Source organism: Pseudoalteromonas sp. SG43-7 (assembly GCF_014164295.1).
Lineage (GTDB): Bacteria > Pseudomonadota > Gammaproteobacteria > Enterobacterales > Alteromonadaceae > Pseudoalteromonas > Pseudoalteromonas rhizosphaerae.
Map to the genome: position 1 here is coordinate 20665 of NZ_JACJEY010000025.1, position 16321 is coordinate 36985.

18 protein-coding genes are annotated in these 16321 nt (G+C 41.6%); 15 read left to right on the forward strand and 3 right to left on the reverse strand.

What is annotated here, in order from left to right; translation table 11 throughout:
- The first annotated feature begins 6 nt into the window (after positions 1 to 6).
- The 6 genes from H5200_RS12665 (at position 7) to H5200_RS12690 (ending at position 5318) form a co-directional block, all read left to right on the forward strand.
- Entirely contained in the window at positions 7 to 1371 is a 1365-nt protein-coding gene (locus H5200_RS12665) for a MotA/TolQ/ExbB proton channel family protein (RefSeq protein ID WP_182761620.1), read from the forward strand.
- The gene (locus tag H5200_RS12670) at positions 1371 to 1895 is read left to right on the forward strand and encodes a MotA/TolQ/ExbB proton channel family protein (protein ID WP_145241564.1); all 525 of its coding nucleotides are present in this window, start codon (positions 1371 to 1373) and stop codon (positions 1893 to 1895) included. Before H5200_RS12665 ends, H5200_RS12670 begins: the two co-directional genes overlap by 1 nt.
- A 14-nt stretch (positions 1896 to 1909) precedes the next feature.
- Entirely contained in the window at positions 1910 to 2314 is a 405-nt protein-coding gene (locus H5200_RS12675) for a biopolymer transporter ExbD (RefSeq protein ID WP_054205753.1), read from the forward strand.
- Complete coding sequence (locus H5200_RS12680) at positions 2314 to 2931, forward strand: energy transducer TonB (RefSeq protein WP_149982894.1); 618 nt, start codon at positions 2314 to 2316, stop codon at positions 2929 to 2931. The genes H5200_RS12675 and H5200_RS12680 overlap by 1 nt, the downstream gene beginning before the upstream one ends.
- Before the next feature lie 11 nt (positions 2932 to 2942).
- Complete coding sequence (locus H5200_RS12685) at positions 2943 to 4202, forward strand: hypothetical protein (RefSeq protein ID WP_182717928.1); 1260 nt, start codon at positions 2943 to 2945, stop codon at positions 4200 to 4202.
- Between the two features lie 66 nt (positions 4203 to 4268).
- Positions 4269 to 5318, forward strand: a complete 1050-nt coding sequence (locus tag H5200_RS12690) for a hypothetical protein (RefSeq protein WP_182717929.1) — start codon at positions 4269 to 4271, stop codon at positions 5316 to 5318.
- Positions 5319 to 5334: 16 nt separating this feature from the next.
- On the opposite strand, the gene H5200_RS12695 is transcribed toward H5200_RS12690, so the two are convergent.
- Both H5200_RS12695 and H5200_RS12700 read right to left on the reverse strand, forming a co-directional pair.
- Positions 5335 to 5679 (reverse strand): TraR/DksA C4-type zinc finger protein, encoded by a 345-nt coding sequence (locus H5200_RS12695; RefSeq protein ID WP_149982897.1) that lies wholly within the window; start codon positions 5677 to 5679, stop codon positions 5335 to 5337.
- Between the two features lie 71 nt (positions 5680 to 5750).
- Positions 5751 to 6707 (reverse strand): tRNA-dihydrouridine synthase, encoded by a 957-nt coding sequence (locus tag H5200_RS12700; RefSeq protein WP_149982898.1) that lies wholly within the window; start codon positions 6705 to 6707, stop codon positions 5751 to 5753.
- Positions 6708 to 6921: 214 nt separating this feature from the next.
- Between H5200_RS12700 and H5200_RS12705 the strand changes: the two genes are divergently transcribed.
- From H5200_RS12705 to H5200_RS12740, 9 genes are all read left to right on the forward strand, one after another.
- Positions 6922 to 7437 carry a hypothetical protein gene (locus H5200_RS12705; protein ID WP_182717930.1) on the forward strand — a complete coding sequence of 172 codons (516 nt, stop codon included), beginning with the start codon at positions 6922 to 6924 and terminating at the stop codon, positions 7435 to 7437.
- A 117-nt stretch (positions 7438 to 7554) separates the two neighbouring features.
- Positions 7555 to 8379: a DUF692 domain-containing protein gene (locus H5200_RS12710; protein ID WP_182717981.1), complete on the forward strand. Its 825-nt coding sequence runs from the start codon at positions 7555 to 7557 to the stop codon at positions 8377 to 8379.
- A 1-nt stretch (position 8380) separates the two neighbouring features.
- Complete coding sequence (locus H5200_RS12715; RefSeq protein ID WP_149982900.1) at positions 8381 to 9130, forward strand: DUF2063 domain-containing protein; 750 nt, start codon at positions 8381 to 8383, stop codon at positions 9128 to 9130.
- Positions 9131 to 9203: 73 nt separating this feature from the next.
- A complete protein-coding gene (locus H5200_RS24050) occupies positions 9204 to 9326 on the forward strand; it encodes a hypothetical protein (protein ID WP_257325665.1) in 123 nt (40 codons plus the stop codon).
- Positions 9327 to 9463: 137 nt separating this feature from the next.
- Entirely contained in the window at positions 9464 to 10009 is a 546-nt protein-coding gene (apt, locus tag H5200_RS12720; protein WP_149982901.1) for an adenine phosphoribosyltransferase, read from the forward strand.
- A gap of 3 nt (positions 10010 to 10012) precedes the next feature.
- The gene (dnaX, locus tag H5200_RS12725; protein WP_182761621.1) at positions 10013 to 12379 is read left to right on the forward strand and encodes a DNA polymerase III subunit gamma/tau; all 2367 of its coding nucleotides are present in this window, start codon (positions 10013 to 10015) and stop codon (positions 12377 to 12379) included.
- Between the two features lie 55 nt (positions 12380 to 12434).
- Complete coding sequence (locus H5200_RS12730) at positions 12435 to 12761, forward strand: YbaB/EbfC family nucleoid-associated protein (RefSeq protein WP_149982903.1); 327 nt, start codon at positions 12435 to 12437, stop codon at positions 12759 to 12761.
- An 8-nt stretch (positions 12762 to 12769) separates the two neighbouring features.
- Complete coding sequence (gene recR, locus H5200_RS12735) at positions 12770 to 13378, forward strand: recombination mediator RecR (RefSeq protein WP_149982904.1); 609 nt, start codon at positions 12770 to 12772, stop codon at positions 13376 to 13378.
- Positions 13379 to 13548: 170 nt separating this feature from the next.
- Positions 13549 to 15450 carry an MFS transporter gene (locus H5200_RS12740; RefSeq protein WP_182761622.1) on the forward strand — a complete coding sequence of 634 codons (1902 nt, stop codon included), beginning with the start codon at positions 13549 to 13551 and terminating at the stop codon, positions 15448 to 15450.
- A gap of 92 nt (positions 15451 to 15542) precedes the next feature.
- Here the strand turns inward: H5200_RS12740 and H5200_RS12745 are convergent, their stop codons facing one another.
- Entirely contained in the window at positions 15543 to 16160 is a 618-nt protein-coding gene (locus H5200_RS12745; protein WP_182740013.1) for a LysE family translocator, read from the reverse strand.
- Positions 16161 to 16321 lie beyond the last annotated feature (161 nt).

A 16321-nucleotide genomic window follows, 5' to 3' on the forward strand; every position in this document is an offset into this window, starting at 1 on the left:
TCAATAATGAAGAAACTATTTAAAGGTTTTGCTGTTGCAGCAGTACTATCTGTTTCTGCAGGTACCGCGCTTAATGCACATGCAAATACTTCTGCTTTAGATAAAATTCTTGAGCAAGTAAAGCAAGAGCGTATCTCTGAAGGCAAAATCAATAAGCAACGTGAACAAGAGTTCTTATCAGATCGTGCTGATAAGCAAGCGTTACTTAATAAAGCAAAAAGCCAATTAGCGGCTGAAAAGTCACGTGGTGATAGCTTAACAAAGCAATATGCACAAAACGAAACTACCTTAGCTGAGAAAGAGGCTGCTCTTCAAAGTGCACAAGGTACGTTAGGTGAAATGTTTGGTGTTGTACGTCGTGCTGCGCAAGATGCAATCGGTTCAATCGAAGCATCTCTTGTTTCTGCTGAAAAGCCAGGCCGTGCTGAAATCTTACGTTCATTAGCTGCTGCTAAAGAGTTACCAACAGTTCGTGAACTTGAAGAGCTTTGGATAGCGCTACAAACTGAAATGACTGAGTCAGCTAAAGTTTCTACTTTTGAAACTGAAGTTGCAGGTCTTGACGGTAACGCAACAGTTAAGAAAGTAACCCGTATCGGTAACTTCAACTTAGTAACAGACGATGGCTACTTAATCTATTCGCCTGAAACTAAATCGATTCAGCCTTTAGGTAAACAACCTGATGGTTATATCCTTGCTGGTATTAAAGACTTAGAAAATACGTCTGCTGATAACTATGCTGGTGTATATGTGGATCCGACTCGTGGTGCTATCTTACGTATCAATACACAAAAAGCGACACTTGATGAATACTTCCACCAAGGTGGCGTAGTTGGTTACATCATCACTGCGTTATTAGGTTTAGGTATCTTAATCACACTAGTACGCTTTATTGACCTTACTCTTACTCGTAGTAAGATTAATAGTCAGCTTAAAAACGTGTCTACACCGAATACAAATAACCCATTGGGTCGTATTCTTAAAGTGTACCATGACAACAAAACGCAAGATGTTGAAAACCTTGAGCTTAAACTTGATGAAGCGATTCTTCGTGAAACGCCACGCATTGAAGCTGGTATCAATATCATTAAAATCCTTGCTGCAATCGCGCCGTTACTTGGTCTACTAGGTACGGTAATCGGTATGATCTTAACGTTCCAAACAATCACATTGTTCGGTACAGGTGATCCGAAGATCATGGCAGGTAACATCTCTCTAGCACTTGTAACTACTGCGCTAGGTCTAATAGCTGCATTACCACTTATTCTTCTTCACGCTGTTGTTGCGGGTCGTAGTAAGTCGGTATTACACATCCTCGATGAGCAAAGCGCAGGTATTATTGCTACTCACGCGGAGAAGGAGAAAGCCTAATGCTAGTCCTGATGGAGATCTGGGAATCTATCAGGGATTTTGTTGGCACAGGCGGCCAGGTTTTATACGTGGTCGCGATAGCACTCTTTCTTATGTGGGTTTTAATGATTGAGCGCTATTGGTTCCTACTTGCAGAATTTCCTCGTTTATCGTCGGAAATTGTAGCAAAGTGGGATGCCCGCCAAGACACTACGTCTTGGTACGCACACAGAATCCGTGAAGCATGGATTTCTGAAGCGTCTGAAAAATTAGATCAGCGTATGTTGTTGATTAAAACATTAGTAGCTGTTTGTCCTTTAATTGGCTTACTTGGTACAGTAACAGGCATGATCGCGGTTTTTGAAACCATGGCAAGCCAAGGTACAGGTAATGCACGTTTAATGGCATCAGGTATTTCAATGGCAACAATCCCAACAATGGCTGGAATGGTTGCGGCATTATCTGGAGTATTCTTTAGCTCACGCCTTGAGGCAAGAGCGAGAATGGTGAAAGCCAAGCTTGTTGATAGTATGCCTCATCACTAGAGAGAGAATTAAATATGGCACGTAAACAACGTTTTCGTGAAGAAGAAGATGCAACGGTAGATATGACACCGATGCTTGACATCGTATTTATCATGCTTATTTTCTTTATCGTAACTACATCGTTCGTTAAAGAGGCTGGTATCGAGGTCAATAAACCAAAAGCGGCCCAAGCTACGAAGCAAAAAAATGCTAACATTTTTATTGCAATTCGTGACAACGGCGAAATCTGGATTGATAAACAGCAAGTTGATGTTGAACGTGTTTCAGCAAAAATCGAAAGTTTATTAGCAGAACAACCTACTGAAGTTGTAATTTTGCAAGCTGATAAAGATGCAAAACACGGCGTAGTGGTTAAAGTTATGGACCAGATCAAAGCGACGGGCGACAACCTGAGAATTTCAATAGCTGGAGATCAGTAATGATTCGTTTTCTGTTTTCACTGATTGCAGGTGGGGCAGTTACTTTCGGCTTGTTCTACTTCATGGCCTTCCTCATCTCTGGTGGGGCTGACCGTAATACGGAACAAAAAGAGCAGATCATAGTCGAAATTATGACGAATCCGCCTGAATCTAAGGTGCAGGAACGGAAGCGAGTACCGCCTCCGCCGCCTCCACCGCCAAAGCAGCCGCCTAAACCGCAGCCGCCACAGCCGGAAAATAACAACCCAAATCCAGGTGCTATGTCATTTAACATGCCAAGCATTGATGTGGGAAGTTCGGCAGGTGGTCTAAGTGGTCCAGGGGCATTCGGACGAGACGGTGATGCGACACCAATCGTTCGTATTGAACCAAAATATCCAACACAAGCAGCACGTGATGGCAAAGAAGGTTGGGTACAACTTTCATTCTCAATCGATGAATTGGGTGGGGTTACTGATGTTGAAGTAATTGACGCAGACCCTAAACGTATTTTCGATAGAGAAGCTAAACGCGCCTTGAGCAAGTGGAAATACCGTCCTAAAATTATTGACGGTAAGCCACAAAAGCAAGTTGGTTTACAAGTTCAGCTAGACTTTAAAATTAACCAAGGCAATTAAGGAGGCAAGTAATGAGAAATTTATCTAAAGTAACAGCACTTGCGGTACTTATGTCTTTCTCGGGTGCAGTATTTACTGCACCGGTTCTAGCAGCGCCAGATCCCGCGAAAATTGAAGCGCGGAAGAAAGCAAAAACTAGGATCATGGGTGAGCGCACTGGTAAAAAAGTTATAAAAGCGTTTGACTTGTATAACGAAGAAAAGCTTGATGAAGCTATCGCCATGTTGAAAGAAATCGATGCTTCTGATGATTTCGACAAAGCAACAGTTAACCGCTATTTAGGTAGCATGTATGGCCAGAAAGAGCAGTACAAAACTGCGATTGGTTACTTAAAATTAGCTGTTGCCCCTGATGTGTTAAACTTTGCCGATCAAGAACAAAGTTTAAAAACATTAGGCGATATGTATGCTGGTACTGAGCAGTATGAAAAAGCCAAAGATGCTTATGTTGCATGGATGGACTTTACTGGTGAAGAAGATGCAACGGTTTATACTCGTATAGCCCAAGCTAACTATCAGTTAGGTAAATTCCGTGATGTTTTTACACCAGCTGAGAAAGCAATTAAACTTCAAAAAGAGCCTAACAAAGGCCCTTACCAATTAAAATTAGGTTCTTACTTTGAGCTTAAAGACTATAAAAATATGGTCAAAGTTGGTGAAGAAATTGTTCGTATCTGGCCAGATGATAAAAAAGCATGGGTAAGCTTAGGTAAATACTACCTTCAGACGGAAGACTATAAAACTGGTCTTGCAACGATGGAAGTAGCTTACAAAAATGGTTATTTTGAAACTGAAGTTGATTATAAAGTTTTGTCTAACTTTTATTCATTGAATGAAATTCCTTATAAAGCCGCTAAGGTTTTAGAGAAGTCTATCAATGATAAAATTGTTAAGCGTAATAAACAAAATATCAGCGCAGTAGCCAGTAACTATCATCGCTCAAAAGATATTGAAAAAGCAGCTAAGTACTATGAAGAAGCGGCTAAATTTGATGACGATGCTGAGCTTTATCGCAAAGCAGGTTCATTACTTTTACAATCGCAAAATTATAGTGCTGCCGTTGTTCGTTTGAACAAGGCGCTTGAATTAGGTTCTGATAAGACAGGAACTATTTATTCAGATTTAGCGGAAGCTTATTACTATCAAGAAAAGTATAAGCAAGCTTATGCTGCAATTACTAAAGCAATGGATGACCCTCGCACGCGTAAGTTTGCAAAAGGTTGGTCTGTATTTATTAAAGATAAAGCCGCTCGCAACGGTGTTAAGATTTAACTTTAATTCGCTATAGCAATTTATAAAAAGCCCCTATGGGGCTTTTTTTATTGGATTTAACTCATTATGAAACACCTAATATGGATATGCTTCTCAGCGCTTTTCTTGAGCGCATGTGGTGATACGAATAATCAGTATCAAAGTAAAGAGCAAGCTCAGCAAGCATTGCAAACACTAAATCAATTTTTAAGACCAACAGGTGAAATTAAACAAGTTAACGAGCAACAGTTTCCATTTAGTGATGCATATTTGAAAGAGCGTCACAGCATATATCAAGCCATGCAAACCTTAGACTTCACTCCTGTCGCGCAGAGTTCATTGGATTATCTTATTATTGCAGAGCGTTTTCCGGAGCGCTATTTTACATGGCCGGTGTATATTCCTGTGCTTGATAATATGCTTGCCTATAACCAACAACACGACATTACTGCAAACATAAACAATTGGCTCAGTTTTACTCAGCAGCAGTTGGTGCTTGCTAAAGAGAGTAAACTTAGACTCAACTCAATTGAGCTTAATGCGTTACAAACGCAGGTAACTAAGAATCTTACTCGCGTTGATCTTCCAGAAAACCTTAAACACACTCTCAACGAGTTTAATGAGTATTTAGCGCTCTATACACCCCGTGGAAGTGTTGGTTTACATGGCTTATCAAATGGTGGGTCTTGGTATCAAAGTAAGTTAAATTACTTCTCAGGCACTACTAAAGCACCAATAAATTGGCTAGTTGCAGTGCAATCTCAGTTGAAGGAAATGCAGCAAGGTGCATACTCTATGCGTTTTGCAGTTGATCATCAGCACTCAGTCCTTGAGCAGCGTTTTGCATTGTCTAAAGATAAGCAAGTTGGCTTTGATTGGGCGCAAAATTACTTGAGCTTAAGGGGTTATGCAGGGCAAGCTGCAACACAGATAAGTAATCAAGAGCGTACTTTCTGGTTAGCTATGATGGAAACCGATCTTGGCATCCATTACCATGCTTGGACTGTGCAACAAGCGAAAGTTAATTTACTGAAACGATTAAAAATGACGCCACAACAAGTCGATTATTTAGTGGCTGATATCATTTTTTATCCGGCGCAAAGTTTTGCGTTCGCAACACTTTTAACAACTTCGTAAGCTCGCTTGCTGATTTTTATGACCTTGGCTCGCAGTTGCCGCAGCGCTGCGCTGTTGGATCGGCATTTAGCCGTTGCGAGTCAATTTTTTCTTCACAGTCACAGCAATAACCATATTGGCCGATATCGATTTGGCAGACTGCCGCTTCAAGTTGTTCTAAGCGTACTATGATATCTTTATATTCAGTGCCAAGTTGCTTCTGCGTAAGCTCTAACCATTGTTCAGGGTTATTTTTGCGTAAGGTTTCAGCTAGCGAGTGATGCAGTAGGTTACATGAACTTGATAGTGTCGTAAGCAAGCACAGCCTTACTTGCTCTAACTCTGTATTAAGTTGTTGAAGGTGATATTGAGCATTGATCATTGTCATTGTCCTCGTTGAGCAATGCTGCAGTATTCATTAATTTAAAAAAGCCGACTATGATGTGTGTCAAATTAAGGTGCGATAGCGTATTTTTTCAAAACATCGGCAACATCTTCTTTTGTTTTAAGGCGTCTGATCTCATCGAACAAAATATCGGCCTGGCTATATTGGCGTTTTAAATAGCCCAGCCACTGCTTAGTACGAGAAGCAAAATATTTTTCATCTTTCGCGGGGTCATGATGTATGGCTGAATGGATCAGATGATAGAGAATATGCTCCCACTTTAAGCCAACATAGTGCTCATCATTAAAGTGTGCTTTTATTTTGCGTGCTAAATCAGGATGCGACAGTGCACCGCGACCAAGCATTAAGTCTTTACAACTACTACGTTGCTGGCAAAGTAGTGCATCTTCTACTTGCCAAATTTCACCATTTGCGACTACGGCGATGTTTTTATCTTTGATCAGTGGTGGAATTTTCTCCCAATAAGCGGGCGGGTTATAACCGTCTCGCTTTGTACGGGCATGTATAGCAATACTATTGGCACCGGCACTAACAACGGCATCAACAATTTCTTGACTGTTACTGTCATCATCAAAACCTAAACGAATTTTAGCGCTTACTTGATGCTCGCTTGGCACGGCATCACGGACTGCTTTAATGATTTCATACATGTGTTCAGGGTCTTTTAACAGCACAGCGCCACCTTTACTGCGGTTGACTGTTTTCGCAGGGCAACCAAAATTAAGATCAACGCCGTGAGAGCCAAGCTCAATTACCCTGACAGCGTTTTCAGCTAATGCGTGTGCGACTTGGCCAAGTAATTGGATACGCACAGGAGTGCCAGAACGCGTTAAACCGTTATTATTTAGCTCTGGGCAATAGCGATGAAATACTTTATCAGGCAAGCAGGCATCGATAACACGTACAAATTCAGTGACGCATAAATCAAAACCACCAATTTCGGTGAGTAGTTGGCGCATTTTAAAATCGACAACCCCTTCCATAGGCGCTAAAACTAATTTCATGATAGGGGCACTTTGACTTGGTAAAAGGAGACGTAGTTTACCTGTAAATATAACATTGATAAATGCCAATTTTACTCCCATAGTTAACTTCAATTGTTCACTCTTTTGTAGCGTTATTGTAACTAACAAATAAAAAGTTGCGATTAAGTGAAATATTATTTTTGTAGCAAGGTCTACTTAGTACACCCCTTACATGTTTAGAGAGAGTCATAAAATGAATACACTTAAAAAAAATTCAATTGCGTTAACATTAGGCGCGGTAGTTGTAGGCAGCACAAGTTTTATTTCTGCAGATGTTCAAGCGAATCCATTTGAATTTCAACAAATGGTAACGGGCTACCAAGTCGATGCTACAGAAGGTAAATGTGGCGAAGGTAAATGCGGTGGAGATGCTAAAACTAAAGACGACAAAGCTAAAAAAGAAGGTAAGTGCGGCGAAGGCAAATGTGGTGGCGATGCCAAACACGACAAAGCTAAAAAAGAAGGTAAGTGCGGCGAAGGCAAATGCGGTGGCGATGCTAAACATGACAAAGCTAACAAAGAAGGCAAGTGCGGCGGCGATGCTAAACACGATAAAGCTAAAAAAGAAGGCAAGTGCGGCGAAGGCAAATGCGGTGGCGATGCTAAACACGATAAAGCTAAAAAAGAAGGTAAGTGCGGCGAAGGCAAGTGTGGTGGCGACGCTAAAAACGACAAAGCTAACAAAGAAGGCAAATGCGGTAGCCATTAATTAGATAAGTTATGTAACCTGCACTTTAGTTAAGTAGTTTGTTTATAAAAGGGCCGCATTGTGGCCCTTTTAAATGAAGGAGTGGATATGACTGTATCTAGTAACAGTGAATTTGGCATGGTAGGGCTTGGGCTGCGCAGAGAAATGCTCGATGAATTATTCACGCAGATACCAAAGCAAATTGATTTTATGGAAGTGGCGCCTGAGAACTGGTTAAAACTCGGTGGTCGCTTTGCTAAGCAGTTTAAGTCACTGACCGATACAAATAATTTTGTTTGTCATGGCTTGTCATTGTCGATCGGCTCACCTGAACCGTTAGATATTGAATTTGTTAAATCCTTAAAAGTCTTTTTCAAAGCACATAACGTTAAGCTTTTTAGTGAGCACCTTAGTTATTGTTCCGGCAACGGCCACATGTATGATCTGATGCCGATCCCATTTACTGAAGCTGCGATTGCCCATGTTGTTGGGCGGATAAAACAGGTGCAAGATATTCTCGAACAGCAAATAGCTATCGAAAATGTGTCTTATTATGCCGCACCTGGTCAGCAAATGAGCGAGTTAGAATTTACCACTGAAATATTACAGCAAGCTGATTGTAAGTTATTACTCGATGTAAATAATATTTATGTGAATTCGATAAATCATGGTTATGATGCAGAGCATTTTTTAGCTAGCTTGCCATCGCAACGTATAGCGTATGGTCATGTCGCAGGGCATTTCAACGAGGCGGATGATTTACTTATTGATACTCACGGTGCTGACGTGATTGACCCTGTTTGGCAATTACTTGACCGTGCTTATCAACATCATGGGGTGTTTGCGACTTTATTGGAACGTGATTTTAATATTCCAGCTATCGCTGAGCTTACCAAAGAGCTGGATATAATTCATCAACTACAAGCCAAGCACGCAATAATACAGCGAAAAGAAAGTGCCTGATATGAATTTTATTGAAACCCAACAAGCGTTTATGGCGCATATTCGAGCGCCAGATACACAACCAAAGCCCGATGACATTGAAGAACGTCGTATGGCGATCTACCGTGATTTATTTTTCAATAATATCAATGGCTTTATTTCCTCAGCATTTCCGGTTCTGAAAACACTCTACAGCGATAACAATTGGTTAAGATTAGTTCGCCAATTTTTTGCTGAACACGATTGTCAATCACCTTATTTTTTGGATATTGCTGGTGAGTTTATTGCGTATTTAAGTAGTGATTACCAATTGCAAGAAATTGATCCCCCCTTTATGCTTGAGCTTGCTCATTATGAATGGATTGAGCTTGATGTCTCGGTTGCGCATGCGGATCCAACTGATTGCATCATTAATGCACCGCTGAGTAATGTGCCTCTTTATATGGGTAGTTGCGCGCGAAATTTAAGTTATCAGTTTGCTGTACAGCATATTAGTGTTGATTTTCAACCACAGCAGCCTAGTGAACAGCCTCATTATTTTGTGGTGTATCGCGATACCGACGACGAAGTACAATTTCTTGCTACCAATGCAATGACCGCATTATTACTGGCGATTATAGATACAACACCGAGTATCAAATTAGCTTCGTTGGTGGAGCAAGTTGCTTTACAAGCGCCGCAATTTACTACAGAACAGCTTGTGCAAGGTGCTACAGCAACATTACATGCAATGGCAGAGCGTGGCGTTATCGTGACAAAAAATCACCCTTAAAGTCTTTATTGATTATTTTACATCGTCTATTATGTGCGCCTTAATTCGTCGCGCTTAATAAAAGGTAGTACCTATGTCAGAAGATAAAGATTTTAAAGATCCGTTTAATGCAATGTATTTTCTTGCATTCTTAGCTGTGTTTGCAGGAATTGGCTGTTTAAATGCAATCCTAGGCTGGATCACCACAGTCTCTTAATTTAGCACTGCTAAATTATAATAAGGCTGTATATAGTGCAGTCTTATTACTTAATTATTTAACTTCTTACCGACAACTCATTTTTGTGATGTTATAATTGTCTGCTTTGTAATATTACAGATAAAACAGTTTAAATTATGACTCAAGTAACTCCATCTATCATTAAAGATAGCATAACTACTATTGCAGATTACCCTAAAGCAGGCATTATGTTCCGTGATGTAACTACGCTAATGGCTAATCCCGCTGCATTTCAAGCAACAATTAATGCATTTATTTCAGCTTATAAAGATCAAGGTTTTACCAAGATTATAGGTACTGAATCACGTGGTTTTATCTTCGGTGCACCGCTTTCATATGCATTAGGTATTCCTTTTATTCCAGTGCGTAAACCGGGTAAACTGCCACGTGCAGTGATCTCTCAAGATTACCAGCTAGAATATGGTGAAGATGTATTAGAGCTGCATACAGATGCCATTGTCCCAGGTGACAAAGTGCTTTTAGTAGATGACTTGTTGGCAACCGGCGGTACCATTGAAGCGACCGCTAAATTAGTCAATAAGTTGGGTGGTCATGCGACAGATGCAGCATTTGTAGTCTCTTTACCAGAACTAGGTGGCGAGCAACGCATTGCAAAAATGGGGATTAAAATCCTGAAATTGGTTGAATTCGAAGGCGAATAATTAATGAGTTATCAAGTCCTAGCGAGAAAATGGCGTCCACAGACCTTTCACGAATTGGTCGGTCAGTCCCATGTGAAACAAGCGCTTATTAATGCTTTAACACAAAACAGACTGCATCACGCTTATTTGTTCACTGGGACTCGCGGGGTGGGTAAAACCACCATCGCACGTATTTTTGCAAAAAGCTTAAATTGTGATGAAGGCATTTCGGCGCAACCTTGTGGCAAGTGTAGCAGCTGTATAGATATCGAAACTGGTCGTTATATTGACTTACTTGAGATAGATGCCGCATCGCGCACTAAAGTTGAAGATACCCGTGAGATATTGGATAACGTGCAGTACGCGCCAACTCGCGGTCGCTACAAAGTGTACCTGATCGATGAAGTACACATGCTTTCAAAGCATAGTTTTAATGCATTATTAAAAACCTTGGAAGAGCCGCCTGAGCACGTTAAGTTTTTATTAGCGACGACGGATCCACAGAAACTGCCTGTCACCATTTTATCGCGTTGTTTGCAGTTTAATCTTAATGCGTTATCGCAACCTGAAATACTCCAACAACTTGAATATGTGTTAGGCGAAGAAAAATTAAGTTTTGAAACTCAAGCCCTGCAAATTATCGCCAAAGCTGCTGATGGCAGTATGCGTGATGCATTGAGTTTAACTGATCAAGCGATTGCTCAAACGAATGGTGATATTAAGCATCAAGCGGTGCAAGCAATGCTAGGGTTGATGGACAACCATTATAGCCAGCACTTGCTGGTTGCATTATTAGCCCAAGACGGCCATGCATTGATGGCGCAAATAGAGCAAGTTGCCACCCAAAACCCAAATTATATTGCTTTGTTAGATGATCTAATTGGCCTTACACATTTAGCACAATTAACCCAATTAGTGCCCGATGCCGCCAAGTTAGATGAATATAATCGCGAGTTTATAAGTGAAGTAGCAAAGAGCTGCGATTCACAACAAATCCAAATTTATTATCAATTACTGCTTAATGGCAAAAAAGACTTACAATGGGCGCCAGAGCCTCGTTTAGGTTTTGAAATGGTTATGCTGCGCTTACTGGCATTTCAACCAGTTGATAGCCAAATGCTTGCAAGTACTGCGGCGCAGGCACCAGCGGCCGATAACAACCGGTCTCGCTCAGCAGCATTGAGAGATATTCTCAATAAAAATAAGCCTGCAACACCACAGCCTGTTGATAACCAAGTATCATTGCCTCAAGCTGCACCGCTAAAAACGGCCGTGAGTGCGCCTGAACAAGTCGTTGCAACAACTGAACACTCTGTAACCGGTGAGCAAACAGCACATGTCGATACGCAGCCAACTGTTACCACTGCACCACATACAAATTCGGGAATTATGCACGAAGCCGCGCATGGTAATGAGCATGATTCAGATGCTGAGCTTGAGCAACAATTAGTATCCCAATATGATGAGGTAATGAATAACGCAGTGGAGCAGGGCTTTCATAGTGGCTTTGAGCATGCGCCAGGACAATCTTTGCCTGAGCATCAATATAGCGCAGAGCAAACCGCTCCAGCACAAAATAACAGCTCATTCTCAGACTATTCAGATACCACAGATATTAGCCAAAAAGAAGCACAAGCGCAGTCTGCAATTGCACGTATTTTACGAGATAGAAATATTTCCGGTGCAGGTACGCTCTCTGGTGGTAAAACACCTGTGGCGCCATCAACGAATAAACCAGCTGCGATTGAGCGCGGTACTGCGGTAAAAAAGTCACAGCCCCAGATAACGGGGGCAAGTAGTCAGCCTGAGACTGATGGTTACACGCCGAATATCGCCGCAAATAAGCGTGTGAAACCTGACTTTAAAGAAAAACATCAGACTATTACTGAGAATTTAGCACCGGAATTGCTAGAGCAAATTAATCCACAAAAAGTAGTTGCTGCACCTGAGCCTGAAATAAACATTCAAATACCGGATGATTTTCATAGCCCGATCAGCGATATTCGTTTTGCACATCAACAAGATGAGTGGGCATACTTAATTAAGCGGATGGGACTTGGCGGGCGGATGCGTCAATTTGCTTTGCATTCAATTTATTCAAAGCAACAACAACAGCTGCACTTAGAAGTGGATGAATCGCAAAAACATCTCGATACCCCGATGTTAAGGCAAAAGCTTAGTGCAGCGCTGGCCAGTATTTACGGGCATAATGTTGAGCTGACAATCAATTTTGCCCCTGGGGTGATAGATTCGCCTTACTTAATTCAGCAAAAGATCGATGCAGGGCGCCATCAGCAAGCAATCGATGTGATCAACGGTGATGAAAATATCGTACAGTTACAGCAGCTATTTTCTGCAATTATCGATGAAAACAGTATTCAGGCATTGTAATTCATTGCAATAGCCCTTATCTTCATGGCAATTAGAAATAGAAAGAGAGAAAGTTATGTTTAAAGGTGGAATGGGTAACATGATGAAGCAAGCGCAGCAAATGCAAGAGCGCATGCAAAAAGCCCAAGACGAAATTGCTCACTTAGAAGTGGTTGGTGAAGCCGGTGCTGGTTTAGTTAAAGTAACCATGCTTGGTAACCACAATGTTCGCCGTGTTGAACTTGACGAAAGTTTGATGGAAGACGAAAAAGACCTTATTGAAGACTTACTTGCCGCTGCGTGTAATGACGCAGTACGCCGTGTAGCAGAAGAAACACAAGAGCGTATGGGTAAAGTAACTGGCGGTATGCAATTACCACCAGGTATGAAAATGCCGTTTTAAGATAAAACATGCAACTTTCAGAGAGTTTAAACCAGCTGATCGAAGCACTACGCTGTCAGCCCGGCATAGGCCCAAAGTCAGCGCAGCGCATCGCGTTTCATCTGCTTGAGCGCGACCGTAAAGGGGGCACTCAACTTGGTAATGCACTTATCAAGGCGATGACTGCAATAGGACACTGTCAATCGTGTCGTACTTTTGCAGAGCAGCCGCAGTGTGAAATCTGTTTAAGCCCCAAACGCCAAGATAGCGGAATTTTATGTGTGGTTGAATCACCTACCGATGTGTTGGCGATTGAACAAACTGGCCAGTATAAAGGTTTGTACTTTGTATTGATGGGACATTTATCACCTATCGATGGTATTGGTCCAAATGAAATTGGCCTTGATATTCTTGAAAGTAAGTTGCAACAAGGTGGGATAAACGAGGTTATATTAGCGACCAACCCTACAGTTGAAGGGGAAACTACAGCGCATTATATTGCCCAGCTTTGTCACCGTTATAAAGTTGATGCATCGCGGATAGCCCATGGTATTCCGGTCGGTGGCGAACTTGATTTGCTCGATGGCATGACATTAATGCATGCATTTAGTGGCCGACGAGTGGTTAGTCAAAATTAGCTCTTAGAAGCGCATTAATTTAAAACCTGCATTAACGTCTGTTATGCAGGTTTTTTGTTTTTATACCTTGGTGGTAAAAGTTTGATCGTAATTTATCCAATAACTGGGTAATCTATTTTTAGTAGCTGGAGTCTCTTTTTCACCAGTTTGGTTAATTTGTAAGGATCACAATGCAAGATAATAAAAAACATCAGCGTGCTTTACTAAAGAGTAAGCGCTTTCTACCGCTTTTTGTCACCCAGTTTTTCTCTGCGTTAAATGATAATATTTATAAACAAGCGGTGCTACTGTTATTGATTTTTCAAACGGCAAATGTTGCCGATGGCGCTTTTTATGCTAACTTAGCGGCAGGCTTATTTATTCTACCGTTCTTTTTATTTTCAGGGATGGCGGGACAAATTGCTGAAAAAAAGGAAAAGTCAAAATTAATTCGCACCGTAAAACTTGCCGAAATTCCGATTATGCTAGTAGGCGCTGTGGCCATTTCAACGCAATCTGTTTGGTTGATGTTAACCACGGTATTCTTAACAGGGTTACAAAGCACCTTTTTTGGCCCGCTAAAATATTCAATTTTACCGCAACACGTGGCAGCAGATGAATTAACCAAAGCCAATGGCCTTGTTGAATCTGCGACATTTGTGGCTATATTGATTGGCACAACGTTTGGCACGTATTACATTACCCAAACAGTGGGGCCAACGGTCATCTGTGTGGCAATTATAAGCCTGGCGATTATTGGTTATTTGAGTAGTCGCTCTATTCCAATCAGTGCCGCGAATGATCCTAATTTAGTGTTTACTTTTAATATTTTCTCATCCACCAAAAGCCTATTTAGGGTACTTAATTCACAAACTGAGTCGGTCGGAAAGTCGGTACTTGGTATCAGTTGGTTTTGGTTTATAGGGGCGATTATTTTAACGGCGCTACCAAATTATGTGAAATATGTCATGGTTGGCGATGAGCTGGTCGTCACCAGCGCTTTGGTGGTATTTTCATTGAGCATCGCAATAGGCTCGCTGTTGTGTGAAAAGTTGTCTCGCTCGCGGATAGAATTAGGTATTGTGCCATTTGGCGCGTTGTTGATCACATTATTTTTGTACTTACTGAGCCAAGAGCCTGCAATGAGCTTTTACCAGCTACCAAGCGAAGAATTATTTACACTTTCACAAATACTGCATACTGGTGACATGTATTGGCATTTTATTTGGATGGCCGGCATTGGCATTGCCTCTGGTTTTTATACTGTGCCATTGTACGCTTTGATCCAACAACGCACCGTCGAATCAAGCCGTTCACGCATCATCGCCGCTAATAATGTGTTAAATGCGTTGTTTATGGTCGCCAGTGCGGTGTTAAGTATTGTAACGCTATCTATATTTGCATGGACGATCCCACAGTTATTCTTGTTACTGGCAGGATTGAATTTACTGATCTCTGTGTATATTTATACCAAGGTGCCAGAGTTCTTCTTACGCTTTGTTGTTTATTTATTGACCATTTGTATGTATAGAGTGCGTACCAAAGGGGATCATAATATTCCTAGTGAAGGCGCAGCAGTATTGGTGAGTAATCACGTCAGCTTTGTTGATTGGATGTTTATTTTAGCGGCATCACCAAGGCCTATTCGATTTATGGTATTTGCCCCCATTTATTATTCTCCCGCGTTGCATTGGTTATTTAAAATGGCCAAAGCTATCCCAATTGACAGTGAAAAATCTAATCCGCAGGCGTTTCAAGAAGCATTTGATGAGGTTGCTAAAGCATTAGATAACGGTGAGTTAGTGGGTATTTTCCCTGAAGGGAGGCTAACTGGCGATGGTTCGATTGATATTTTCCGCCGTGGTATTGAACGTATTATACAGCGTTCACCGGTGGCCGTTATACCTGTCCATCTAGGCGGGTTATGGGGCAGCATGTTTAGTCGTAAAGCAAAATGGCGACTTCCACGACTGAAATGGTCGCTGGTCGCTGTGACTGCTGGCGAGCCTATTGCTGCTAATGCAGTCACTGCAGATGAATTGCGTGAGCGAGTGGTTGCCTTAAAAGAGCAGTATGAAAAAGGTGCTGTTTAATAGCGATTAAACGCTGATGTAAAAGAGATATAAATTTAGCGCGCAATATTCAGTCGTGAATATTGCGCGTGAGTCTTGTGCTTAGTTGGCCGCTAACTAACTGCTAACCAAATACCAACCGCGACCATCAAACTACCAGCGATGCGGTTCATCCACTTGATATTGTCACCTTGGTTTAAAAACAGCCGTAAACTTTTACCGCCAGTGGCATAGAGCATCATGCAAGTGAATTCGCTGAGCATAATGATGGCGACTAACATACTCAATTGTGGCGCAATCGCGTAGTCAATATTTATAAACGGCGGTAGCAGGGAAATCATAAACGCCCAGCCTTTAGGGTTGGCAATCGCGGTGATAAAGCCTTGTGAGAATAGCGCTTGGCGAGATACTTTTAATTTACTGTCTGCGCCTAATTTGATGGTTGCTTTTGCTCGCCACATTGAAATGCCAATGTAGACTAAATAACCTGCACCGAGCCATTTTAATACGTTAAATAGTGTCGGGTAGTTGAGCATAATACTTGCCACCCCTGCGACTGCTGCAACAGCCACAATAGCAACGCCAAGTAATTCGCCAATCATCATCCACATAGTTCTGCGCACGCCAATACTCATTCCTAAGGTCATGGCTAAAGTCATACACATCCCAGGTGTAATAGAGACAAAAAAGAAGGTGGGTATAAATACCCCCAGCACTGCGAAGTCGAGCATGTAAGCATCCGTTAGTTGCTGCAATAGAATGCGCAATAGTAATGGTTTTCGAAAGCGTTAGAAACCAATTTGGGATAGTTAAGCGCAATTATGAGATTGTTAGCACCCGCGATAAAGCTCCGGTTTATCGCTTATTCGTAAGCTAATTACGATCCCTATAG

Bases quoted from the DNA above. Each gene is read 5' to 3' on its own strand.
- H5200_RS12700 (WP_149982898.1), bottom strand. From the start codon at position 6,707: ATGAAATTAGTTTTAGCGCCTATGGAAGGGGTTGTCGATTTTAAAATG.
- recR (WP_149982904.1), top strand. From the start codon at position 12,770: ATGCAACTTTCAGAGAGTTTAAACCAGCTGATCGAAGCACTACGCTGT.
- H5200_RS12715 (WP_149982900.1), top strand. From the start codon at position 8,381: ATGAATTTTATTGAAACCCAACAAGCGTTTATGGCGCATATTCGAGCG.
- apt (WP_149982901.1), top strand. From the start codon at position 9,464: ATGACTCAAGTAACTCCATCTATCATTAAAGATAGCATAACTACTATT.
- H5200_RS12675 (WP_054205753.1), top strand. From the start codon at position 1,910: ATGGCACGTAAACAACGTTTTCGTGAAGAAGAAGATGCAACGGTAGAT.
- H5200_RS12710 (WP_182717981.1), top strand. From the start codon at position 7,555: ATGGTAGGGCTTGGGCTGCGCAGAGAAATGCTCGATGAATTATTCACG.
- H5200_RS12705 (WP_182717930.1), top strand. From the start codon at position 6,922: ATGAATACACTTAAAAAAAATTCAATTGCGTTAACATTAGGCGCGGTA.
- H5200_RS12670 (WP_145241564.1), top strand. From the start codon at position 1,371: ATGCTAGTCCTGATGGAGATCTGGGAATCTATCAGGGATTTTGTTGGC.
- H5200_RS12680 (WP_149982894.1), top strand. From the start codon at position 2,314: ATGATTCGTTTTCTGTTTTCACTGATTGCAGGTGGGGCAGTTACTTTC.
- H5200_RS12690 (WP_182717929.1), top strand. From the start codon at position 4,269: ATGAAACACCTAATATGGATATGCTTCTCAGCGCTTTTCTTGAGCGCA.
- H5200_RS12745 (WP_182740013.1), bottom strand. From the start codon at position 16,160: ATGCTCGACTTCGCAGTGCTGGGGGTATTTATACCCACCTTCTTTTTT.
- H5200_RS12685 (WP_182717928.1), top strand. From the start codon at position 2,943: ATGAGAAATTTATCTAAAGTAACAGCACTTGCGGTACTTATGTCTTTC.
- H5200_RS12665 (WP_182761620.1), top strand. From the start codon at position 7: ATGAAGAAACTATTTAAAGGTTTTGCTGTTGCAGCAGTACTATCTGTT.
- H5200_RS12695 (WP_149982897.1), bottom strand. From the start codon at position 5,679: ATGATCAATGCTCAATATCACCTTCAACAACTTAATACAGAGTTAGAG.
- H5200_RS12730 (WP_149982903.1), top strand. From the start codon at position 12,435: ATGTTTAAAGGTGGAATGGGTAACATGATGAAGCAAGCGCAGCAAATG.
- dnaX (WP_182761621.1), top strand. From the start codon at position 10,013: ATGAGTTATCAAGTCCTAGCGAGAAAATGGCGTCCACAGACCTTTCAC.
- H5200_RS24050 (WP_257325665.1), top strand. From the start codon at position 9,204: ATGTCAGAAGATAAAGATTTTAAAGATCCGTTTAATGCAATGTATTTT.
- H5200_RS12740 (WP_182761622.1), top strand. From the start codon at position 13,549: ATGCAAGATAATAAAAAACATCAGCGTGCTTTACTAAAGAGTAAGCGC.